Below are 20,581 nucleotides of genomic sequence, written 5' to 3' on the forward strand. Positions count from 1 at the left end.
CTGATTCACTGCCGGCACCCGGCCGTCCGCCGTCGTCAGGCCGGCAGGAACCGCCGGGCCGCATCGCCGCGGCCGGGGTGGGCCACATCGATGCGCGCACCCAGCACCGTGATCGTGGTCTCGGTGACCAGCACCGGGTGCAACGCCACCGCGGACACCTCGGCCAGTTCCTCCTTCAGCACACTCACCCGCGCCAGCACGTCCTCCACCCCCTCCATGTTCAGCGCGGGCAGGCCGCCCCCGCCCAGCAGCCGGGCGGACGCCCCCAGCGAACGCACCATGGAGGCCACGTCCACGTTCGTCAGCGGAGGCACCCGGTAGGAGACGTCGCCGAGGAGTTCACTGGCGTCCCCGGCCAGCCCGAAACTGATGATCGGGCCGTACATACGGTCCTCGACGGCCTCGATCACGGTAGCCGTCCCACCCGGGGCCATCGCCTGGATGTCCAGGGTGGTCTCGTGTCCCAGTACCGAGCGCACCCGCTGCTGAACGCTGCGGTAGGCGTCGGCGAGTTCGGTCGGGGACCCCAGGTCCAGCCGCACGCCACCCAGATCCAGCCGGTGGCGCAGCAACTCATCGGAGGTCTTCAGCGCCACTGGCCAGCCGATCTGCTCGGCTACCTCCAGTGACTCAGCCAGGCTGCTGACGGTGTGCTGGCTCCACAACTCGATCCCGTACTTGCGGAGGAGGTCGGTGGTCGCCTGCACGGCGAGCCGTCGGGTACTTCCGGTCGGCAGAGAGGCCAGTTCGGCCTGGACGAGCGCCTTGGCCCCGGTCCGGTCGACACCCGCAGGGTCCACCCTGGCCCCCCGGTCCGCCTCGCGCCAGCGCACGTAGCCTGTCGCTTTGGCCAGTGCCGTGGTGGCGGTTCGAAGGGTAGGGAACGCCGGGACCCGCACCGGCCCGTCGGGGCCGGATGCACGAAGGTGGACGTCCAGGCCGCGCATCCCGTCGATCACCGCAACGGTGGTGCGCCCGGACGTCGCGCTCAGACGCGCCACCTGCCCGGCCACCCCCACGCCGTCGTCGGTCAGCAGCGGCACGTACCCCACCAGGGCGGCGTCCCAGTCGTCGCGGCCGGCGAAGGCGCGTACCTGCTCGCTGTAGGCCTCAACCCCGGCGGTGGGCGAGAGGGTGTGCACTTCCCCGGTGAGCGCGGGCTCGGCGCCACGCAGCAGTTCGGTGATCATCGCGGCCTGTGCGCCCGAGTTGGTCAGCACCAGCACCCGGTCACCGGCCGGGAGCGGTTGTTCGGACAGCAACAGGGCCAGGTCCAGGGAATCATCGACGGTCTCGGCCACGAGTACCCCCGCCTGGCGCATCAGTTCATCCAGCGCCCGCCGGGGCAGCGCACTGGTGGCCACCTCGTGGCCGGGTGGGTTCAACTGGCCGGTGGTGCCCGCGATCGTGGTGACCACCGGGCCCTCCTGGGACAGTCGGCGGGCCACGCGGGAGAACTTGCGGGGGTTTCCGATCGACTCCAGTCGCAGGCAGGCCACCGCGGTGGACTCATCGCCCACCCATCGCTGCATCACATCGTTACCGGATACGTCTACGCGATGGCCGGCCGAGACGAACGAGGCCACCCCCATGTCCCGGGCCGCCGCGCCGGACAGTAACGCCCGGCCGGCTGCGGCGGACTGGCAGAAGACTCCCACCGAGCCCGGCCGCGGCGGGTTGGGGTACAGACTCGCCTCGATCCGCGGCGCCGGCCCGACCCGGTCGGCGGCGCTGGTGATCAGCCCGTAGGACCTCGGGCCAACCAAGCGCAGCCCGTGCCGGCGCGCACGACGACGCAGGATGCGTTGGGAGATGCGTTCCGAGCCGGCCTGCGCGGCAAACCCACCGGTATAGAGGACCACCCCGCGCACCCCGAGCCCGGCCAGGGGCTCCAGCAGGTCCAACACCTGCGCGGGCGGGGCCGCGAGCAGCGCCAGATCCGGTCCGGGCCGCACCTGGTCCAACGAACTCACCGCCCCCGGCGCCCCGTCCAGGCCGACCACCTGCACCCCCGGGGCACCCTCCTGGGTCAATGAACCCAGCAGCACCCGTCCGAACGCCTGGCCCTCCTGGCCCGCACACACCAGCAACACCCCGGCCGGACGCATCAATGCCGCCATGCTCAGGGCCTCGGAGCGCTGCTCACGCTCGGCCAACACCGCCAGGGACTTGTCGGTCGAGGTGATGGTGAAGGAGACCGCGAGGATGCCGTCGTCCATCGTGGACTGCACGTCATACCCAGCATCTGCGAACACCCGCAGCATGCGCGCGTTCTGCGGCAGCACATCGGCAACGAACCGGCGCACCCCGAGCTCGCGCCCGGCTGCGGCCAGGTGCTCCAGCAGCACCGACCCCAGACCCTTCCCCTGGGCCGAGTCGGCGACATTGAACGCGACCTCGGCGTCACCGCCGTCCAGCCGCTCGAACCGGCCGACGGCCAGGATGGCCTCCCCGTCCACGAGCACCAGGGCCACCCGGTCGCGGTGATCGACCTGGGTGAACCGGGCCAGCATCTCCTCGCTGAGACGGGCCATCGGAGCGAAGAAGCGCAAGTACGTGGAGCGTTCGCTCTGGCTCATGTGGAAGCGTTGCAGCGCCTCGGCGTCCTCGGGGCGGATCGGTCGGATGCGCATGGTGGACCCGTCCCGCAGCACCACGTCGGCTTCCCAGTGCGCTGGGTAGTTGCCGCTGTGCGCCATCTGACGATCCTATGCGGGCACTCACGGTGTGTGGGCCGGACCGACCGGTCCAGATGGGCGACAATAGCCACCATGGCCCGTCGTTCCACCCCAGATGATGCTGCCCAGAGCACGATCCTCGACGTCGACGTCTCCACCGAGATGCGCGGTTCGTTCCTGGAGTACGCCTACTCGGTGATCTACGCACGCGCACTGCCCGACGCCCGCGACGGGCTCAAGCCGGTGCAGCGACGAATCCTGTTCCAGATGTCGCAGATGGGTCTGCGCCCGGACCGTGGGCACGTGAAGTCCGCCCGCGTGGTCGGGGACGTGATGGGCAAACTGCACCCGCACGGTGACGGTGCCATCTACGACGCCCTGGTGCGGATGTCCCAGCCGTTCTCGCTCCGGCTCCCCCTGGTGGACGGGCACGGGAACTTCGGGTCCCTCGACGATGGTCCGGCCGCCGCCCGGTACACCGAGGCCCGGCTGGCGCCGGCCGCGATGGCGATGGTGGCGGACCTGGACGCCGACGTGGTCGACTTCGTCCCGAACTACGACTCCCAACTCACCCAACCGGAGGTGCTGCCCGCGGCACTGCCGAACCTGCTGGTCAACGGTGCCAGCGGGATCGCGGTCGGGATGGCCACGAACATGCCCCCGCACAATCTGGTCGAAGTCGTGGCCGCCCTGCGGCACCTGCTGGCCAACCCCGACGCCGAACTCGCCGAACTGATCCGGTTCGTGCCCGGCCCCGACCTGCCCTCGGGGGGCAAGATCGTGGGCCTGGAGGGCATCCGGGACGCCTACGCGACCGGCCGCGGCTCCTTCAGAACCCGGGCCACGGCCCGGATCGAGAACATCACCGCCCGGCGCAAGGCCATCGTGGTGACCGAACTGCCCTATCAGGTGGGCCCGGAGCGGGTGATCGAGAAGATCAAGGACGCCGTGCAGTCCAAGAAGGTGCAGGGCATCACCGCGGTGACGGACCTGACCGACCGAGAACACGGGCTCCGCATGGTGATCGAGGTGAAGAGTTCGGTCAATCCCGAGGCGGTGCTGGCGGCGTTGTACCGGTACACCCCCCTTGAGGAATCCTTCGGGATCAACAACGTCGCGCTGGTGGAGGGCCAGCCTCGCACGCTGGGGCTGCGGGAACTGCTGCAGGTGTACCTGGCCCATCGGATCACGGTGGTGCGCCGACGCACCGACTACCACCTGAACAAGAAGTTGGAGCGGGCTCACCTGGTGGAGGGCCTGCTGGTCGCGATCGCGGACATCGATGAGGTCATCCAGGTGATCCGCACCAGTGAGGACGTCCAATCCGCCCGGGACCGGCTGATGACGGTGTTCGACCTGTCCGAGGCCCAGGCGGACTACATCCTGGCGCTGCGCCTGCGCCGCCTCACCAAGTACTCCCGGCTGGAGCTGGAGGCCGAGCGCGACGAACTGGCCACCGAGATCAAGAACTTGCGGATGATCCTCGACGACGAGGCACTGTTGCACCAGGTGGTCGGTGACGAACTCGCGCAGGTGGCTGCCGAGCACGGCACGCCCCGGCGAACGGTGCTCCTGGAGTCGGCCCCCGATGCCGCCGTGGAGACCGGCGCGGTGCGTCGGTCCAAGGCCGAACCGATCCCGCTGGAGGTACCCGACTCCCCCTGCAACGTGCTGCTCTCGGCCACCGGGTTGCTGGCCCGCACGGCCGATGACGCCGACGTGGTCCGGGCGGGTGCACGCAGCGCCCACGACGCCCTGACCGCCACGGTCCGCACTACGGCACGCGGCCTGGTCGCGGTCCTGACCAACACCGGCCGCTTGGTGCGCCTCAGCGTGGTGGAGATCCCCGCGCTGCCCCCCACCGATGGGCCGCCGAGCACTTCGGGCGGTGTCCCGGTGGCGGAGATGGTGATGCTCGAGCGCGGTGAGCGCGTCGTCACGATCACCAGCCTGGAGGCAGCGGGCCCACCGCTGGCGCTCGGTACCCGGGACGGGGTGGTCAAGCGCGTCACGCCCGAGCAGTTGCAGCGCGATTCCTGGCCGGTCATCACCCTGAAGGGCGGCGACGAGGTGGTCGGGGGCGCCCATGCCGGCGACGACGACGACCTGGTGTTCGTCACCGACAGCGCCCAGTTGCTGCGGTTCTCCGCCGGTGCGGTCCGTCCCCAGGGACGCGCAGGTGGCGGTGTCGCCGGTGTGAAACTGCCCCAGGGTGGGCGGGTCATCCACTTTGCGGTGGTGCCCCGGGGTACGGACGCCCAGGTGGTCACCGTGGCCCGGCCGGTCGACGCACTTCCCGGGACGGTGCCGGGTAGCGCCAAGGTCACTCCGTTGGCCGCCTACCCGGCCAAGGGACGTGCGACCGGGGGGGTGCGCGCGCACCGGTTCCTGCGTGGGGAGGACGCGTTGTACCTGGCCGGGGTGGTTCCGGCGCCGGCACGGGCGGTGGGCTCCGGTGGTCAGGCGGTGGACCTGCCGGAGGTTGACGAGCGCCGGGACGGTTCCGGACGGACGGTACCCGCCCCGATCGCCGGTCTGGGCTGACCAGGCCTGATCAGGTCGCGGCACCAGAGGAGCGAGCCCACGCCGGTGCGGCACTCTCCCGGACCAGCCGGCGCCCGATTCCGAGCACCGTTCACCCCGGCGTCGGGAACCACGAACACCACCGCAGTGCCGCCGAGTCGGGCGACCAGGTGTACCACGGTGGAGCCTGCCAGGAGCAGGCGGCCGGTGATGAGGAGACCTCGTCGCTGCCCCATCGGTGGGGTCAGACCTCCACGGCTCGGTGGGGTCAGATCTCCACGGCGTACATGGTGGAGTGGCGGAACCGTTCGAAACCGAGTTTGTCGAAGAGCCCGAAGTCGGCCGGGAGCGCCGGCACGTCCACCCCGAGGCCTGCGTACTGCATGCCGTCCGCAGCGTAGGCACGCAACGCCTGCGCCATCAGGGCCGTCCCGACACCCCTGCCGCGCCACGCCTCCCGGACCCCGAGGATGTCGATGTAACCCTCGGACCCGCCAACGGCCTCCCAGTCCTGCTCGTACCGGCCCGAGTACAGGTAGCCGGCCACCTGGGCCCGGTCGGTGGTGCGGTCCAGCACCAGGAAGCTCCAGGACGGCACGAAGTAGGTGCGGCCGTCGGTCCAGGTCTCCGGTGTGTGCGGCTCGGAGCCGTCGTGCTTGGCGAACGCGTCGTTGTGGGCCAACCGGACCTGATCGTCCAGTTCCTCCCGCCAGGGCACGAGTTCGAGATGATTGGGCAGGGGGCCCTCCGGGATGGGCTGGCTCAGATCCCGGCGCATCTCGGTGTAGTGGCGGATCGGGCGGAAGCCGCGCTCGGTGAGCATGCTGGAGGCGTCGGCCATGCCCTCCTCCACGTGCACCAGGATTCGTCCGGGCACATCCTTGCCCGAGGCAGCCAGGAGTTGACGGGCCCTGGCCATCTGCCAGTCCACGAGCGCCGATCCGATCCCACGGCGCCGCCATTGCGGATCCACCCCGCCCTCCAGGAAGGCGCGCACCACGCGGGTGTCACCCGGGTGCACCACAACGGTGCCGTAGGCGCAGATGGTCCCCTCGTCGTCGAACCCGGCCAAGGAGTTGTTCAGCGGATCCTTCCACTCCCCGGAGAAGTTCTCCCGGGCTTCTTCCAGGGTGGTGCGGTACGGCGGGTTGTCATGCACCTCGATCCGGCGGAAGAGGCGGTGCAGGGCCGGGGCGTCCTCGACCTGCAGCGCGCGCCAGGTCAGGCCCAGTTCGGCCGACGGCATCGGCAGCACCGTGGGCGCCTGAGCCCGCTCGGGCAGTGACGTGGGGTTCTCACTCACCGCAGCCTCCTCGGGCGGACCGGGTCAACACGCAGCGGGCAGATCACACCGAGAGGGTATGCGTCCGGGGCCGTTCGAGCAAAAAACTCCCGAGCCGCTGCCGGCGGTCTCATGCATCGATCCGCTCCAGATCCAGTGCACCGGCCCCCGCCACGATGAAGTCCTTGCGCGGGGCCACGTCGTTGCCCATCAGCAGTTCGAAGACGCTCTCGGCCTCCTCGATCGCCTGCTGGTCGGCCATGGTGATCTTGCGCAGCGTTCGCTTGCCCACGTCCATCGTGGTCTCGGCGAGTTGGTCCGCGTCCATCTCCCCCAGGCCCTTGTACCGCTGGATCGGTTCGACGTAGCGTCGTCCGGTGCGCTCGAGTTTGGCCAGGTACTTGCGCAGTTCGGCCTCGGAATAGGTGTAGGTGACCTCACCCTTGCGCGAACCCTGGGCCATCGTCTGCACCCGGTGCAGCGGCGGGACCGCTGCGAACACCCGTCCGGCCTCCACCAGCGGGCGCATGTACCGGAAGAACAGGGTCAGCAACAGGGTGCGGATGTGCGCGCCGTCCACGTCGGCGTCGGTCATCAGGACCACCTTGCCGTACCGCACCTGATCGAGGTCGAAGGTACGCCCCGAACCAGCGCCGAGCACCTGAATGATCGAGGCGCACTCGGCGTTCTTCAGGATGTCGGCCGCCGAGGCCTTCTGCACGTTGAGGATCTTGCCCCGGATCGGCAAGAGCGCCTGGAAGTCAGAGTTCCGGGCGAGTTTGGCCGTGCCCAGGGCGCTATCACCCTCAACGATGAACAGTTCCGAGCGCTCCACCTCGTCGGTGCGGCAGTCGGCCAGTTTCGTGGGCAGGGTAGAGGTCTCCAGGGCGTTCTTGCGCCGGGACAACTCCTTCTGCATCCGTGCCGAGACGCGGGCACGCATCTCCCCCACTACCTTCTCCAGCACCGCGGAGGCCTGGACCTTGTCGGCCCGCTTGGTAGCGGTGAGCCGCTCGGTCAGGTTCGTCTCCACCACCTTGGCCACGATTGAGCGCACCTGGGAGGTTCCGAGCACCTCCTTGGTCTGCCCCTCGAACTGGGGTTCGGGCAGACTCACGGTGACCACGGCGGTCAACCCGGCCAGCACGTCGTCCTTCTCGATCCGGTCCTTGGAACTCTTCGCCGAGATCTTCAGCCGGCGGGCATTGGCCTCGATCTGCTTGCGGATCACCTTCACCAGGCCCTGCTCAAACCCGGCGAGGTGTGTTCCACCCTTGGGCGTGGCGATGATGTTGACGAAGGAGCGCACCTCGGTGTCGTACCCCACGCCCCACCGCAAGCCGATCTCCACCTTGCAGGTCCGCTCCACCTCGTGCGGCCGCAGGTGCCCCTTGCTGTCGAGTTGCTGGACGGTCTCGGTGAAGGTGCCTTCGCCCTGCACGTGCCAGATGTCGCTGACGGGCCCGTCAGTGGCCAGGAAGTCGACGAAGTCCAGCACCCCGCCGTCATGGCGGAACACCTCCTCCACCGTTCCCTCTGCGCCGGGGGTACCGGGCAGCCTGCGCTCGTCCCGCACGGTCAGGGTCAGTCCCGGGACCAGGAAGGAGGTCTGCCTGGCCCGCGTGATCAACTCGTCGTAGGAGAACGTGGCGCTGGCCGGGAAGATCTGCCGGTCGGCCCAGTACCGCACCCGGGTTCCGGTGCGTTTGCGCGGCACCTTGCCCACCACCGCCAGTTCGGAGGACTTCACGAACGGGGTGAACGGAGCGGCCGGGTCCAGCCGGCCGTTGTCGGCGAACACCCCTGGTTCGCCCCGGTGGAAGGACATCGCGTGGGTTCTCCCACCGCGATCGACCTGCACCTCGAGCCGCTCGGACAGCGCGTTGACCACGGAGGCGCCCACGCCGTGCAGACCACCGGAGGCGGCGTAGGAACCGTTGCCGAACTTGCCGCCGGCGTGCAACTTGGTGAAGACCACCTCCACCCCGGAGATGTTCAGGGCGGTGAGGTTGTCCACGGGGATGCCGCGGCCGTTGTCGCGGACCTCCACCGACTCATCCTGGTGCAGGATCACCTCGATGGCGTCGGCGTGACCCTCCAGGGCCTCGTCGACGCTGTTGTCGATGATCTCCCACAGGCAGTGCATCAGTCCGCGCGAGTCGGTGGAACCGATATACATGCCCGGACGCTTGCGCACCGCCTCCAGCCCTTCCAGGACGGACAGGTGCCGGGCGGTGTAACTGGAGTCAGTACGTGCCACACCCCCATCGTAGAAGGCACAGGGGCCCGTTCGCGGGAGCGCCATGCGGATCGAGGCCGGTCCTGGTGTCGGCCACGGCACACCCCGGGTGGGGAATAGCGCTACGCGGTCAGCGAACCACCCCGCCCGGATCTGACTTTGAGCCCGGCGGGTGATTACATAGCAGTGTGACTGCCTTAACCACAGAACATGCCACTGCCGAACTGACCGGCGCCGACCGTTGCGACGCCTGCGGAGCCCAGGCCTACGTCCGGGTCCACCTCGAGGCCGGCGAGCTTCTGTTCTGCGCGCACCATGGGCGCAAGTACGCCGAGCCGTTGGCCGACGTGGCCACTCACATCCAGGACGAGAGCGAGCGCCTCCTGACCGAGGATCAGAACGAGCGCGTCTGATCCTGCGAGCCGCGGTGCCGTCGTCCGCGCATGCGTGACGACGGCCGGGGACACCACCACGAGACATGACTGTGGCCGGCAGGGAAACCTGCCGGCCACAGTCATGTCTGCTGGGGAACGGATCCTCCGGAACTCCTCCGGCGAGGATCAGTCCAGGTAGTCGCGCAGCACCTGCGAACGGCTCGGGTGCCGCAGTTTCGACATGGTCTTGGACTCGATCTGGCGGATCCGCTCCCGCGTGACGCCATAGACCTTGCCGATCTCATCGAGGGTCTTCGGCTGCCCGTCGGTGAGCCCGAACCGCATCGAGACCACGCCGGCCTCCCGTTCGGACAGCGTGTCCAGCACCGCGTGCAGTTGCTCCTGCAGCAGGGTGAAACTGACCGCGTCGGCCGGGACGACGGCCTCGGAGTCCTCGATCAGGTCGCCGAACTCGCTGTCGCCGTCCTCACCCAGCGGGGTGTGCAGCGAGATGGGCTCACGCCCGTACTTCTGCACCTCCACGACCTTCTCCGGGGTCATGTCCAGCTCAGCGGCCAACTCCTCCGGAAGCGGCTCACGGCCCAGATCCTGCAGCATCTGGCGCTGCACGCGGGCGAGTTTGTTGATGACCTCGACCATGTGCACCGGGATCCGGATGGTGCGGGCCTGGTCGGCCATGGCCCGGGTGATCGCCTGGCGGATCCACCAGGTGGCGTAGGTGGAGAACTTGTAACCCTTGGTGTAGTCGAACTTCTCCACCGCGCGGATCAGGCCCAGGTTCCCCTCCTGGATCAGGTCCAGGAAGAGCATGCCACGGCCGGTGTAGCGCTTGGCCAGGGAGACCACCAGGCGCAGGTTCGCCTCCAGCAGGTGGTTCTTGGCGCGCTTACCGTCATGGGCGATCCACTGCAGGTCGCGGTACATCCGCCGCTCCTCCGCCTTGGCCTTCGCCCTGTCCCAATCCGGCCCGTACGGGGGGTTGGCCAACTTCTCCTCGGCGAACAGACCCGCCTCGATCCGCTTGGCCAACTCCACCTCTTGCACGGCGTTGAGCAGCGCGACCTTACCGATCTGCTTCAGGTAGTCCTTGACCGGATCGGCAGTGGCACCTGCGGTGACGACCTGCTGGGCGGGTGCGTCGTCGTCGTCGGCGTCGGAGAAGACGAACGCGACCCCCTCGGTCTCGGTCTCGGTCTTCTCAACGTCGTCCTTGCCCGTGACCTGCTCATCGGTCTCCCCGACCACGGTCAGGTTGGCCTCGGAACCGTTACCACCGGACTTCTTCGCACCCGTCTTCCGGGTGCTGGTGGACTTCGCAGCGGCCTTGGTCGCCTTCTTGGCGGTACCGGCGCTCTTGGGTGCGCTCTTCGTAGCAGGCTTGGTGGTGGCCTTGGCAGCGCTCTTCGCGGGCGGCTTGGTCGCGGTCTTGGTGGCCGACTTCTTCGTGGTGGCCGACTTGGCCGCAGGCTTGGTGGCCGCAGTGCCCTTCGCCCCGGTGCCGCTGGTACGACGGGAGCGAGTCGACGTCGCGGGATTGTCCTCGATCGTGGTGTCCGGCATCTCTTCGGAAATCTCCTTGTCGCGGGGTCATGTCAAGGCAACGAACAGTGCGGTCTGGGTCGGACCGGTGATGTGTTGCCCTGGGCATCGACGCCGGTGACGCTGCATGCGATCCTGTGTCGATCGGGTCCCCGCCGATGGTCAAGCGGTGGCCTGCCACTGCGGCGCGGTGTCGGTGCCTTTCCATTATAACGTCAGCGGGCGCCAGACATTCCCAATTCTTCCCGGCGAGGCCCGGTTCAGCCGTCCTGGTAGGCCTCCACCGGTGGGCAGGTGCAGACCAGATTGCGGTCCCCGTAGGCCCCGTCCACCCGGCGCACGGGCGGCCAGTACTTGTCCGCGGCCACCGCCGGTACCGGGTGCACCGCCTGCTCCCGGCTGTAGGGGCGGTCCCAGTCACCGAGAACACTGGCCGCGGTGTGCGGAGCGTGCACGAGCGGGTTGTCCTGGCGGGACCAGGTTCCCGCGGCCACCTGCTCTGCCTCGTCGTGGATGGACCGCATCGCCTCGATGAACCTGTCGATCTCGCCCAGGTCCTCCGACTCGGTCGGTTCGACCATCAGCGTCCCGGCCACCGGGAAGGACATCGTGGGGGCGTGGAAGCCGTAGTCGATCAGCCGCTTGGCCACGTCCTCCACCGAGACCCCGGTCCTGGCGGTCAGCGGACGCAGGTCCAGGATGCACTCGTGGGCGACCAGTCCGTTCTCACCGCGGTAGAGCACCGGGAAGTACGGATCGAGGCGGGCGGCGATGTAGTTCGCCGACAGCACCGCCGCCGCGGTGGCCTCGCGCAACCCGGCGCTGCCCATCAGCCGGATGTAGGCCCAACTGATCGGCAGGATCGAGGGCGACCCGTACGGGGCGGCGCTGACCGCGGCGCCACTTCCGAGTTCCCCGGCCATCGGGTGCCCGGGCAGGAACGGCACCAGGTGCTCGGCCACGGCCACCGGCCCCACGCCCGGCCCCCCACCGCCGTGCGGGATGCAGAACGTCTTGTGCAGGTTCAGGTGGGATACGTCCCCACCGATGTCCCCCAGGCCGGAGTAGCCGACCAGCGCATTGAAGTTGGCGCCGTCGATGTAGACCTGGCCCCCGGCGGCATGGACCAGGTCGCACACCTCGGTGATGCCGTGTTCATACACCCCGTGGGTGGAGGGGTAGGTCACCATGAGCGCCGCGATCCTGCCCTCGTTCTCGGCCAGGACCCGGCGCAGGTCCGCGGTGTCGATGTCGCCGTTGTCGGCGCTGGCCACGATCTTCACCTGCAGGCCGGCCAGCACCGCGGAGGCGGCGTTGGTGCCGTGCGCACTGGCCGGGACCACGCAGATGGTGCGTTCGGTGTCACCGTTGGCGCGGTGATAGGACCGGATCGCCAGCAGCCCGGCCAACTCCCCCTGGGAGCCGGCATTCGGTTGCACGCTCACCGCGGCGTACCCGGTCAAGTCCGCGAGCCAGGTGTTCAGCGACTGGATCAGCTCGTGATACCCGGCCACGTCCCCGGCCGGGGCGAACGGGTGGATCCGGGCGAACTCCGGCCAACTGATCGCGGCCATCTCGGTGGCGGCGTTGAGTTTCATCGTGCACGAACCCAGCGGGATCATCCCCTGGTCCAGTGCGTAGTCCTTGTCGCACAGGCGGCGCAGGTAGCGCATCATCGCCGTCTCGGAGTGGTAGGAGGAGAACACCGGGTGCGTGCAAAACTCCCTGGTGCGGGCCAGTTCGGAATCGACGGCGAACGGTTCGCCCCTCTCGGCGTCGTCAGCGCCCGCGTCGTCCGCTGCGGCGACCACTGCCTCGACCAGATCGTCCAGGACCTCAGCGGTGGTGGTCTCGTCGCAGGCGATAGCGACGGTGTCGGCGTTCTCCCGCCAGAGGGTGATGTTTCGTTCCAGGGCGGCGGCCAGCACGGCGTCGGCACGGCCGGGCACACGGATCTGGACGGTGTCGAAGAAACTGGCATGGACGACGGCGACACCCGCCTCGCGCAGCCGGGTCGCCAGATCCGTTGCGTGGGTGTGCACCCGGGCGCCGATCCGGCGCAGCCCCTCGGGGCCGTGGTACACGGCATACATCGCGGCCATCACCGCCAGCAGCACCTGAGCGGTGCATATGTTGGAGGTCGCCCTCTCCCGCCGGATGTGCTGTTCGCGGGTCTGCAGGGCCAACCGCAGTGCTGGTGCGCCGTCGGCGTCCTTGCTCAAGCCGACCAGGCGGCCGGGCAACTGTCGTTGCAGTCCCTGGCGCACCGAGAGGAAACCCGCGTGCGGCCCCCCGAAGCCCATCGGCACCCCGAACCGTTGCGCGCTGCCGGCCACCATGTCCGCGCCCCAGGAGCCGGGCTCGCGCAGTTGGGTCAGGGCGAGCAGGTCCGCCACGACCGCCACCTGTGCACCGGCCTCGGCGGCCGCGTGGGTCCAGGCCTGCACCTGGCGCAGGGCCGGAACCCGGCCACTGGCCTGGGGGTAGGACAGCAGGATCCCGAACGCGCCGGCCAGTCCGGCCGGATCGGCGGTCACGTCGAACTCGGCCAGTTCGATACCCACCGCACGGGCACGGGTGGCCAGTACGGCCTTGGTCTGGGGCAGGGTGTCGGAGTCCACCAGGAACACCGACCTGTCGGTGTCGCGCACCACCCGGCGCGCGAGCAGCATCGCCTCGGCCACCGCGGTGGCCTCATCGAGCATCGAGGCCCCGGTGATGTCCAGGCCGGTGAGGTCGGAGATCATCGTCTGGAAGTTCAGCAGGGCCTCCAGCCGGCCCTGGGAGATCTCCGGCTGGTAGGGCGTGTAGGCGGTGTACCAGCCCGGGTTCTCCAGCACGTGCCGGGTGATCACCGAGGGGGTGTGGGTGTCGAAGTATCCCCGGCCGATCATCGAGGTGCGCACCGTGTTCTTGGCCGCGATCGCGCGCAGTTCTGCCAGGACCTGGGCCTCGGTGTCCGCGAACGGCACCTCGGTGAGATCGTCGGTGCGTATCGCCGGCGGCATCGCGGCGTCGATCAACGCCTCGAGACTGTCCTGCCCGATCGCGGCCAGCATCGCGTCCCGGTCGGTCGCGGACAGGCCGATATGACGGCGCAGGAACTCCGGAGCGTGCTCAGTCAAGTCGATCCGCCCGGTCAGTCCGCGATCAGGGCGTCGTAGCCGGCGGCGTCCAGGAACTCCCCGGTCCCGGTAACGCGCACGGTGAACAGCCAGGCCTCGCCGTACGGATCGGAGTTGACCACCTCGGGGTTGTCCACCGCCTCGGAGTTGATGCTCAGGACCTCACCGGAGACCGGCGCGTAGAGCTCGGAGACGGACTTGGTGGACTCGATCTCACCACAGGACTGACCCGCGGTGATCTCGGCGCCCACCTCGGGCAGATCCAGGTAGACCACGTCCCCCAGGGACTCGGCCGCGTAGGCGGTGACCCCGACGGTGGCCACATCCTCGTCCATGACCACCCATTCGTGTTCTGCGGTGTACTGCCTGTCGGTAGGGGTGCTCATCAGAAGTGCTCCTCGGGTTTCAAGCGGGCCGTGTGTAGAAGGGCCGTTCGGCCACGGTCATCTCCTGCAGGTTACCGCGCACGTCGACGCGGACCACCTGGCCGGGCTCGTAGGCAGACGTGGTGCGGGCAAGGGCGATCGGGTGCCCCAGGGTGGGCGAGAGCACCCCGGAGGTGATCTGCCCGACCACCTCCTCACCGTCCAGGACGTCGTAACCGGTGCGGGCGGCCCGCCGACCGGTCCCGGTCAGCGCGGTCAGGAAACTGCGCGGCCCTTCGGCGGCTCGATGGGCGAGGGCGGTGCTGCCCACGAACTCCCGGTCGGTGTGGACCAGCCGGCCCATACCGACTTCGTACGGGGTGACCTCGGTGCCCAGTTCCTGGCCGTACAGGGGCATACCGGCCTCCAGGCGCAGACTGTCCCGAGCGGCGAGCCCGCAGGGTTCGAGCGTGCCCTCACCGGCCGCGGCCAAGCGCTGCCAGACCCCGACGGCGGCGTCAGCAGGCAGGCTCAACTCGAAACCGTCCTCTCCGGTGTACCCGGTGCGGGCCAGGAGCACCGGCACGTTCCCGAGGTTGGTCAGCACAGCGGAGTAGTAGCGCAACTCCTCCAGGTCCACCGGGAACTGACCGGCCAGGATCCCGGCGGCCTGCGGGCCCTGCACGGCGATCAGAGCCCGGTGGGGTGTTCGGTCCACCACCGAGGCCGCGAACCCCCGGCTGCGGTGAGTGATGCTGTCGAGTACGGTGATCCGGTTCGCTGCGTTGGCGATGACCAGGAACTCCATCTCCCCGAGCCGGTAGACGATCAGGTCGTCGAGGATGCCGCCGTCGGCATCGACCAGCATCGTGTAGCGGGCGCGCCCGTTCTTCAGCCGGGAGCAGGCCGAGACCAGCGCATAGTCCAGCGCCTGGTCCGCTTGCGGGCCACTCACCTCGATCTGACCCATGTGGGACAGATCGAACAGGCCGGCGTGCTCCCGCACGGTGTGGTGCTCGGCCAGGTCCCCGGTATACCGCAACGGCATCGACCAGCCCGCGAAGTCGGTCATCCGAGCGCCGGCGTCGAGGTGAACCTGGTGCAGTGGGCTGGTGTGCAAGGTGCCCTCGCTCATGGGGTCCTCCCCGGAGTTGGTCACTCCTGCGGCTTGGCTGCCAGTACGTGGCAGGGCGACTCGAGCAGAATGCGCTGCGCGTTGGAGCCCAGGATCAACTTGCCCAGAGGCGAGCGGCGCCGGATGCCGATCACGATCAGTTCGGCGTCGGCATCGATCGCAGTGTGTACCAGTGCCTCGGCCACGTCCTTGCCGCGCTGCAGATGGCGAACCTCGTAACCCACACCACTGGGGTCGATGGTGCTCCGGGCTTCCTCCATCGCTTCCTCGATCGCATCCGGTTCGGCGTCCCGCCCGCCGTGTACCAGCACCAGGAGACGTTGGGAGCGCAACTTGGCTTCCTCTATCGCTGCCTCAAGGGCCGCGCGTCCCTCCGCGGTGGCGATGAAACCCACAACAACTGCCATGTTGACTCGCTCCTTCATCGGCCTCGACTGTTCCCCCGAGACTATCGCGGGAGCGGGACCGGCGTGACCGGAAGCGGCTCGGACCTCCTCGGTTCAGGCAACACTGCGGGCCCGCGCCCAGCCAGGAGGTATTCCGTGATCCACCGCGCGCCGGATCAATGACGCCAGCCGATGCTGAGGGTCCTGCTCCAGGCACTGGTGCAGGCACAGGTCGGCGCGCGCGCCGTTGCCCTCGTACCAGGCAAGCCAGGCCAGGACCGCCCACACCTGCGCGGTACGTCCACGGGCGGCCACCGCGACCAGATGGTGCAGCACATCGGTGGCCCGTGCGGCCAGATCGCGCTCCGGGGGCTCCCCGCCCGGGCTGAACACCTGGGCCAGCAGGGCCTCGCCGTCGTCGTGCAATACCTGTAGCACGGGTGCTCCGGAGGCCACCGAGAGCAGCACCGCATCGCGCACCAGGGGTTCCTCCAGCCCCACCAGCAGCGCGCCCAGGTCCGCCCCCGTGGCACGGTCGAGGGGACCGGTGCTGACCAGCGCCTGGTCCCAGCGTGCCGCCAGCGTGCTCAACCAGGCCATCCGGCTGCCCCCGGCCCGGACCTGCTTGCGACGCCACCGGGCTGCGGCTCGCACCGCGGAGGTCCGCAGCGCGGCACCGACCTCGACGTGGCGCAACAGGTCGGCCCGGCTGGGGGCATAGGTCATGCCGCCGAAGACCATCTCGGCCCCGATGCGGCTCTGCCGGATCCTTGCCAGTGGATGTCCCCCGGGTGGACAACACGGCTGGGCGTCGCACTCCAGGCACCGATATCGCTCCCCCGAGACCACCCAGACCCGGGAGGGGTCGGCACCGGACCCCTCGCGCAGCCACCACCGCGCGACGGTTCCCGCCGGACCGGTGGGCCATCGGTCACCGGCCTCTGCATGCGCGGGTGCCGCACCGGTATAGAGCACCATGAAGACGATCTCGGCCCCGTCGGCCCGTAGGTGTCCGAGCATGTCTCGGCGCAACCGGACACCACCGTCCGGAGCGGGGTCGGCCAGATCCACCAGGTCCACCCTGGCCACCAGCCCCGGTCGCCATCGCACCTCCGGCTCCGGCTCGTGTGCACCGGAGCGGACCGCGAAGAAGACTGCGGACTCCTCGGGCCAGAACCCGAGCCGGTAGGGCAGATACGCCAGCAGCTCTACGGGGTCGTCCAGGCGAAGCACGACGGGGGTGTTGTTCGCGGTATCCATAACGCCACATGTCAGCGCAGCGCCTCACGATCCCGGGGGCCCCGGGCCATCCGGTGTTGACACAGGATCGTCCTGAGATGGTGCTGTGGATGCCGTGTCGGCAGCGCCGGGCCCTGTGGGCGTGCGGCGGGCCGCTCGATCCTGGTGACGAGGCAAGGCACGGCCCGAGCGCTCGGGTCGGACGCAAGCAGGCGGGCTCAGTGACACACGTAGGTAGGGTCAGGTGGTGACCACAGCGCCCCCTTTGCCCGATGATGATCCGGCCGCGAGGTTGTCCTGGCTCCGCCAGCAGGTGTCGACGGAGTTGACCTCGGCCCTGCAGCACCGGCGCAGCGGCACCGCGCACATCGGTCCGGAGACCGCCGAGGCGTTCGAGGTCGCTGAGCGACTGGCCGCCGGGGGCAAACGGCTGCGTGCGGCGTTCGCCTACCTGGGCTGGACCGGGTACACCGACACACCCGACCCGGCCCAGGTGCTGCGTGCCGGCGTGGGGTTGGAACTGTTCCACCTGGCGGCGCTGGTGCACGACGACGTCATCGACGCTTCCCACCAGCGCCGTGGCCAGCCCGCCGCGCACCGCCAGTTCGCCCGGCACCATGAACTGGCGCAGATGATCAGCGATCCCGAGGACTTCGGTACCGCCGCAGCGATCCTGCTCGGCGATCTGCTCGTGGCGATGGCGGGCGGCGAGCTGAGCGCGGCCGCTGCGCCGCTGCCGGCCCAGGCCGGCGCGCGCGTGCGCGATCTCGTCACCGAGATGATGTCGGAGGTGACGATGGGCCAGTACCTGGACATCTACGCCCAGTCCGCGGCGTGGTCGACGGATCCGGAACAGGATCTGGAGCGGGCGCACCGAGTGGTGCGATCGAAGTCGGCGCGGTACAGCGTGGAGCACCCGATGCTGCTGGGAGCGGCCATCGCCGGAGCGGGCCCGGAGGACTTGTCCACCACCAGCGCCATCGGCCTACCGATCGGCGAGGCCTTCCAGATGCGCGACGACCTGCTCGGGGTGTTCGGGGACCCGGAGGTGACCGGCAAACCGAGCAGCGATGACCTCCGCGAGGGTAAACGCACCGTTCTGATCACCACGGCGCTGACCCTGGCCGAACCGGATCAGGCGGACCGGATCCGGCGATCCCTGGGCGGGCCCATCAGTGAGGATGACATCACCGACATCCGCCGGATCCTGACCTCCTGCGGTGCGGTCGACGCGGTGGAGAGCCTGATCGCCGCCCGCGCGGAGCAAGCACTGACCGCGATCCAGCAGTCAGGTTGGCCCTCTGCCGCCCGCGACCTCGCCCAGCACTTGGCCGAAGCGGCAATCACCCGCAGCACCTAGGGATCCGGGGCCGCCGGTTCGCAGACCCGCAGCCACCCACCGGTCAGCGGACCGGGTCCTCAGCCGGCCGTGGTGAGCGACTGCTACCAGGCCAGCACCTGCGCGGCACGGCGCACCGAGTGAACTGCCCCGGTCCGGAGCACGCTTATCGGGGCAGTGCCCAGTTGCTCGTTCCGGGTGTGCAGCCATGCCAACGCCTCTTCGCTGTTCATGCCGGCGTCGGCGAGTTGGATCAGGGTGCCGCGCAACCCGGGCACCGGCTGAGGCCCCTCACCCTCGGCTGCCTCGGTGAAGAACGTGGACGGGACCGTCCACACCGCTCCGGGGAGGCGGCGTACCGCCAGCAGTCGCTGCTCGGTGAGCATGCCGCGCACCTCGCGCAACTGCACCCCGAGCAATTCGGCCACATCGGGCAGAGGTAACCACTGCACCTCGACGTCGGTTCCGGACCGTCCGTTCTCTTCCACTGCTGCCACGTGGCCAAGGTTAACGTGCGCAGCCCGGCACCCGGGGCGCGCCCGTGCGAGCAAGCCGAGATGCCCCTACTTGTGGGAAACGTTCACATCACGCTACTGTCACAGTGTTCACATCTATCACAGTGCTCACAGTATGAACTTGTGACACACCGATCACGGGAGAAACCGAGGAATGAGCCCCAGGACTACCCCGAACCGGGCCGCCCGCCGGCTGAATCTGACGACCGTCGGCGCGCTCGGAGCGGCCACCGCAGTCGGCCTGGCCGGCGTGCCGGGCCCGGCCCAGGCGCAGGCAGCGGCCTCCGCCGACCCACTGGCGGCGCTGCGCGCTCCTGGGCACCTCAGCGCGCAGGCACAGTCCGGTCTGGCCGCGAGCCGGTCGGCATCGGCCCTCGGAGTGGCGCCCGCCCCGCAACGCAACAGCGACACCCTCTACACCGTGCGTTCGGGCGACACCGTCGGTCACATCGCCGCGCGCTACCGAACCTCGGTCTCGGCGATCGTGTCGGAGAACAACCTGAATTCGAGGGCCTTCATCCGCGTGGGCCAGGTGTTGCGGATCCCTGGTCAGTCCGGTTCGGGCAGTTCAGGGAACTCGAACTCGTCGTCGTCGTCGAACGGTTCGTCCTCGAGCAGTTCGTCCTCGTCCGCGGGTACCACGCACACGGTGCGTGCCGGGGATACGGTCTGGGCACTGGCGAATCGCCACGGCACCAGCGTGAGCAGGATCATCTCTGCGAACAACCTGGGCTCCAACGCCCTGATCCGCATCGGCCAGCGCCTGACCATCCCCGGGTCCTCCTCGAGCGGTTCGTCCGGATCCTCCTCCGGCGGTTCCTCCTCAGGTGGATCCTCCTCCGGCTCGACCGGGTCCTCCGCAGGAGGTTCCTCGTCGAGTTCCTCGGGCTCCTCCTCGTCCCGCACGCACACCGTGCGCGCGGGTGAGACCGTCAGCCACCTGGCCGCCCGCTACGGCACCAGCATCAGCTCGATCGTCTCGGCCAACAGCCTGGGCTCCAACGCCCTGATCCGCATCGGCCAGCGCCTGACCATCCCCGGGTCCTCCTCGAGCGGTTCGTCCGGATCCTCCTCCGGCGGTTCCTCCTCAGGTGGATCCTCCTCCGGCTCGACCGGGTCCTCCTCGGGTTCCGGCAACGCCACGGCCACGACCTACACGGTCAAGTCCGGGGACACCCTGACCCGCATCGGCCGTCAGTTCAACATCTCCATCGGTCGCCTCGTCTCGGCCAACAACCTGACCGGCTCCATGATCCGGGTGGGCCAGCGACTCACCATCCCGGCGCCGACGTCGTCCGGAGACGACCTCATCCCGAACACCTTCCTGCACTACACCTACTCCGACGACGTGGTCGCGGCAGCGAACGAGAACAAGCGCTCGCTGCTGGCCATGAACGTGCCGAGCCGAAACGAGATGGAGCAGATCGTGCGCCAGACCGCCCGGGACATGGGCGTGGACCCGGCCCTGGCGCTGGCCATCGCCCACCAGGAGTCCGGCTTCGACGCCCGCGCGGTCTCCCCCGCCAACGCGGTGGGCACGATGCAGGTGATCCCCTCCTCGGGGCTGTGGGCCAACGACCTGGTCGGACGCAACCTGAACCTGCTGGACCCCCGCGACAACGTGGTGGCCGGTGTGGCCATCCTGCGCGCGTTGCAGCGCACCAGCGATGATCTGCCCACGGCCATCGCCTCCTACTATCAGGGGCAGGGCTCGGTGCGGAACAACGGGATGTACTCCGACACCCGCCGGTATGTGGCCAGTGTGCAGACTTTGATGACACGCTTCGGCTGATTCCCGCGGCACAGCGCGCCCGCGCTTAG

At 69.2% G+C, this 20,581-nt stretch carries 15 protein-coding genes; 4 read left to right on the top strand and 11 right to left on the bottom strand.

Annotation, left to right across the window (positions count from 1 at the left end):
* Positions 1-35: 35 nt before the first annotated feature.
* Entirely contained in the window at positions 36-2,699 is a 2,664-nt protein-coding gene (locus ACO0LV_RS01280; RefSeq protein ID WP_424786047.1) for a GNAT family N-acetyltransferase, read from the bottom strand.
* Positions 2,700-2,771: 72 nt separating this feature from the next.
* On the opposite strand from ACO0LV_RS01280, the gene ACO0LV_RS01285 reads away from it, so the two are divergent.
* Positions 2,772-5,222, top strand: coding sequence for a DNA gyrase/topoisomerase IV subunit A (locus tag ACO0LV_RS01285; RefSeq protein ID WP_424786048.1), 2,451 nt, complete (start codon positions 2,772-2,774; stop codon positions 5,220-5,222).
* A 247-nt stretch (positions 5,223-5,469) separates the two neighbouring features.
* Here the strand turns inward: ACO0LV_RS01285 and ACO0LV_RS01290 are convergent, their stop codons facing one another.
* Positions 5,470-6,504, bottom strand: coding sequence for a GNAT family N-acetyltransferase (locus tag ACO0LV_RS01290; RefSeq protein WP_424786049.1), 1,035 nt, complete (start codon positions 6,502-6,504; stop codon positions 5,470-5,472).
* A 109-nt stretch (positions 6,505-6,613) separates the two neighbouring features.
* The gene (locus ACO0LV_RS01295) at positions 6,614-8,743 is read right to left on the bottom strand and encodes a DNA gyrase/topoisomerase IV subunit B (RefSeq protein WP_424786050.1); all 2,130 of its coding nucleotides are present in this window, start codon (positions 8,741-8,743) and stop codon (positions 6,614-6,616) included.
* 167 nt (positions 8,744-8,910) lie between these two features.
* On the opposite strand from ACO0LV_RS01295, the gene ACO0LV_RS01300 reads away from it, so the two are divergent.
* A complete protein-coding gene (locus ACO0LV_RS01300; RefSeq protein WP_424786051.1) occupies positions 8,911-9,135 on the top strand; it encodes a DUF7455 domain-containing protein in 225 nt (74 codons plus the stop codon).
* A 147-nt stretch (positions 9,136-9,282) separates the two neighbouring features.
* Here the strand turns inward: ACO0LV_RS01300 and ACO0LV_RS01305 are convergent, their stop codons facing one another.
* From ACO0LV_RS01305 to ACO0LV_RS01330, 6 genes are all read right to left on the bottom strand, one after another.
* Positions 9,283-10,677 (bottom strand): RNA polymerase sigma factor, encoded by a 1,395-nt coding sequence (locus ACO0LV_RS01305; RefSeq protein ID WP_424786052.1) that lies wholly within the window; start codon positions 10,675-10,677, stop codon positions 9,283-9,285.
* Between the two features lie 239 nt (positions 10,678-10,916).
* Positions 10,917-13,781 (bottom strand): aminomethyl-transferring glycine dehydrogenase, encoded by a 2,865-nt coding sequence (gcvP, locus tag ACO0LV_RS01310; RefSeq protein WP_424786053.1) that lies wholly within the window; start codon positions 13,779-13,781, stop codon positions 10,917-10,919.
* A gap of 14 nt (positions 13,782-13,795) precedes the next feature.
* Complete coding sequence (gcvH, locus tag ACO0LV_RS01315) at positions 13,796-14,167, bottom strand: glycine cleavage system protein GcvH (protein WP_424786054.1); 372 nt, start codon at positions 14,165-14,167, stop codon at positions 13,796-13,798.
* A 19-nt stretch (positions 14,168-14,186) separates the two neighbouring features.
* Complete coding sequence (gene gcvT, locus ACO0LV_RS01320) at positions 14,187-15,281, bottom strand: glycine cleavage system aminomethyltransferase GcvT (protein WP_424786055.1); 1,095 nt, start codon at positions 15,279-15,281, stop codon at positions 14,187-14,189.
* A 20-nt stretch (positions 15,282-15,301) separates the two neighbouring features.
* Complete coding sequence (locus ACO0LV_RS01325) at positions 15,302-15,688, bottom strand: universal stress protein (RefSeq protein ID WP_424786056.1); 387 nt, start codon at positions 15,686-15,688, stop codon at positions 15,302-15,304.
* A 93-nt stretch (positions 15,689-15,781) separates the two neighbouring features.
* A complete protein-coding gene (locus ACO0LV_RS01330; protein WP_424786057.1) occupies positions 15,782-16,927 on the bottom strand; it encodes a DUF4192 domain-containing protein in 1,146 nt (381 codons plus the stop codon).
* A 226-nt stretch (positions 16,928-17,153) separates the two neighbouring features.
* On the opposite strand from ACO0LV_RS01330, the gene ACO0LV_RS01335 reads away from it, so the two are divergent.
* Entirely contained in the window at positions 17,154-18,266 is a 1,113-nt protein-coding gene (locus ACO0LV_RS01335; RefSeq protein WP_424786058.1) for a polyprenyl synthetase family protein, read from the top strand.
* Between the two features lie 83 nt (positions 18,267-18,349).
* Here ACO0LV_RS01335 and ACO0LV_RS01340 read toward each other — a convergent pair whose 3' ends face one another.
* Both ACO0LV_RS01340 and ACO0LV_RS01345 read right to left on the bottom strand, forming a co-directional pair.
* On the bottom strand, positions 18,350-18,742 hold the full coding sequence (locus ACO0LV_RS01340; RefSeq protein WP_424786059.1) for an Rv2175c family DNA-binding protein: 393 nt from the start codon (positions 18,740-18,742) through the stop codon (positions 18,350-18,352).
* Between the two features lie 567 nt (positions 18,743-19,309).
* The gene (locus tag ACO0LV_RS01345) at positions 19,310-19,666 is read right to left on the bottom strand and encodes a hypothetical protein (RefSeq protein WP_424786060.1); all 357 of its coding nucleotides are present in this window, start codon (positions 19,664-19,666) and stop codon (positions 19,310-19,312) included.
* A gap of 7 nt (positions 19,667-19,673) precedes the next feature.
* On the opposite strand from ACO0LV_RS01345, the gene ACO0LV_RS01350 reads away from it, so the two are divergent.
* Positions 19,674-20,552, top strand: a complete 879-nt coding sequence (locus ACO0LV_RS01350) for a lytic transglycosylase (RefSeq protein WP_424786061.1) — start codon at positions 19,674-19,676, stop codon at positions 20,550-20,552.
* Positions 20,553-20,581 lie beyond the last annotated feature (29 nt).

The organism is Pseudactinotalea sp. Z1739 (assembly GCF_049725055.1).
GTDB lineage: Bacteria > Actinomycetota > Actinomycetes > Actinomycetales > Beutenbergiaceae > CALKWS01.

Coding starts and splice junctions, on each gene's coding strand:
- ACO0LV_RS01305 (WP_424786052.1), bottom strand. CDS start 10,677: ATGCCGGACACCACGATCGAGGACAATCCCGCGACGTCGACTCGCTCC.
- ACO0LV_RS01285 (WP_424786048.1), top strand. CDS start 2,772: ATGGCCCGTCGTTCCACCCCAGATGATGCTGCCCAGAGCACGATCCTC.
- ACO0LV_RS01325 (WP_424786056.1), bottom strand. CDS start 15,688: ATGGCAGTTGTTGTGGGTTTCATCGCCACCGCGGAGGGACGCGCGGCC.
- ACO0LV_RS01330 (WP_424786057.1), bottom strand. CDS start 16,927: ATGGATACCGCGAACAACACCCCCGTCGTGCTTCGCCTGGACGACCCC.
- gcvT (WP_424786055.1), bottom strand. CDS start 15,281: ATGAGCGAGGGCACCTTGCACACCAGCCCACTGCACCAGGTTCACCTC.
- ACO0LV_RS01280 (WP_424786047.1), bottom strand. CDS start 2,699: ATGGCGCACAGCGGCAACTACCCAGCGCACTGGGAAGCCGACGTGGTG.
- gcvH (WP_424786054.1), bottom strand. CDS start 14,167: ATGAGCACCCCTACCGACAGGCAGTACACCGCAGAACACGAATGGGTG.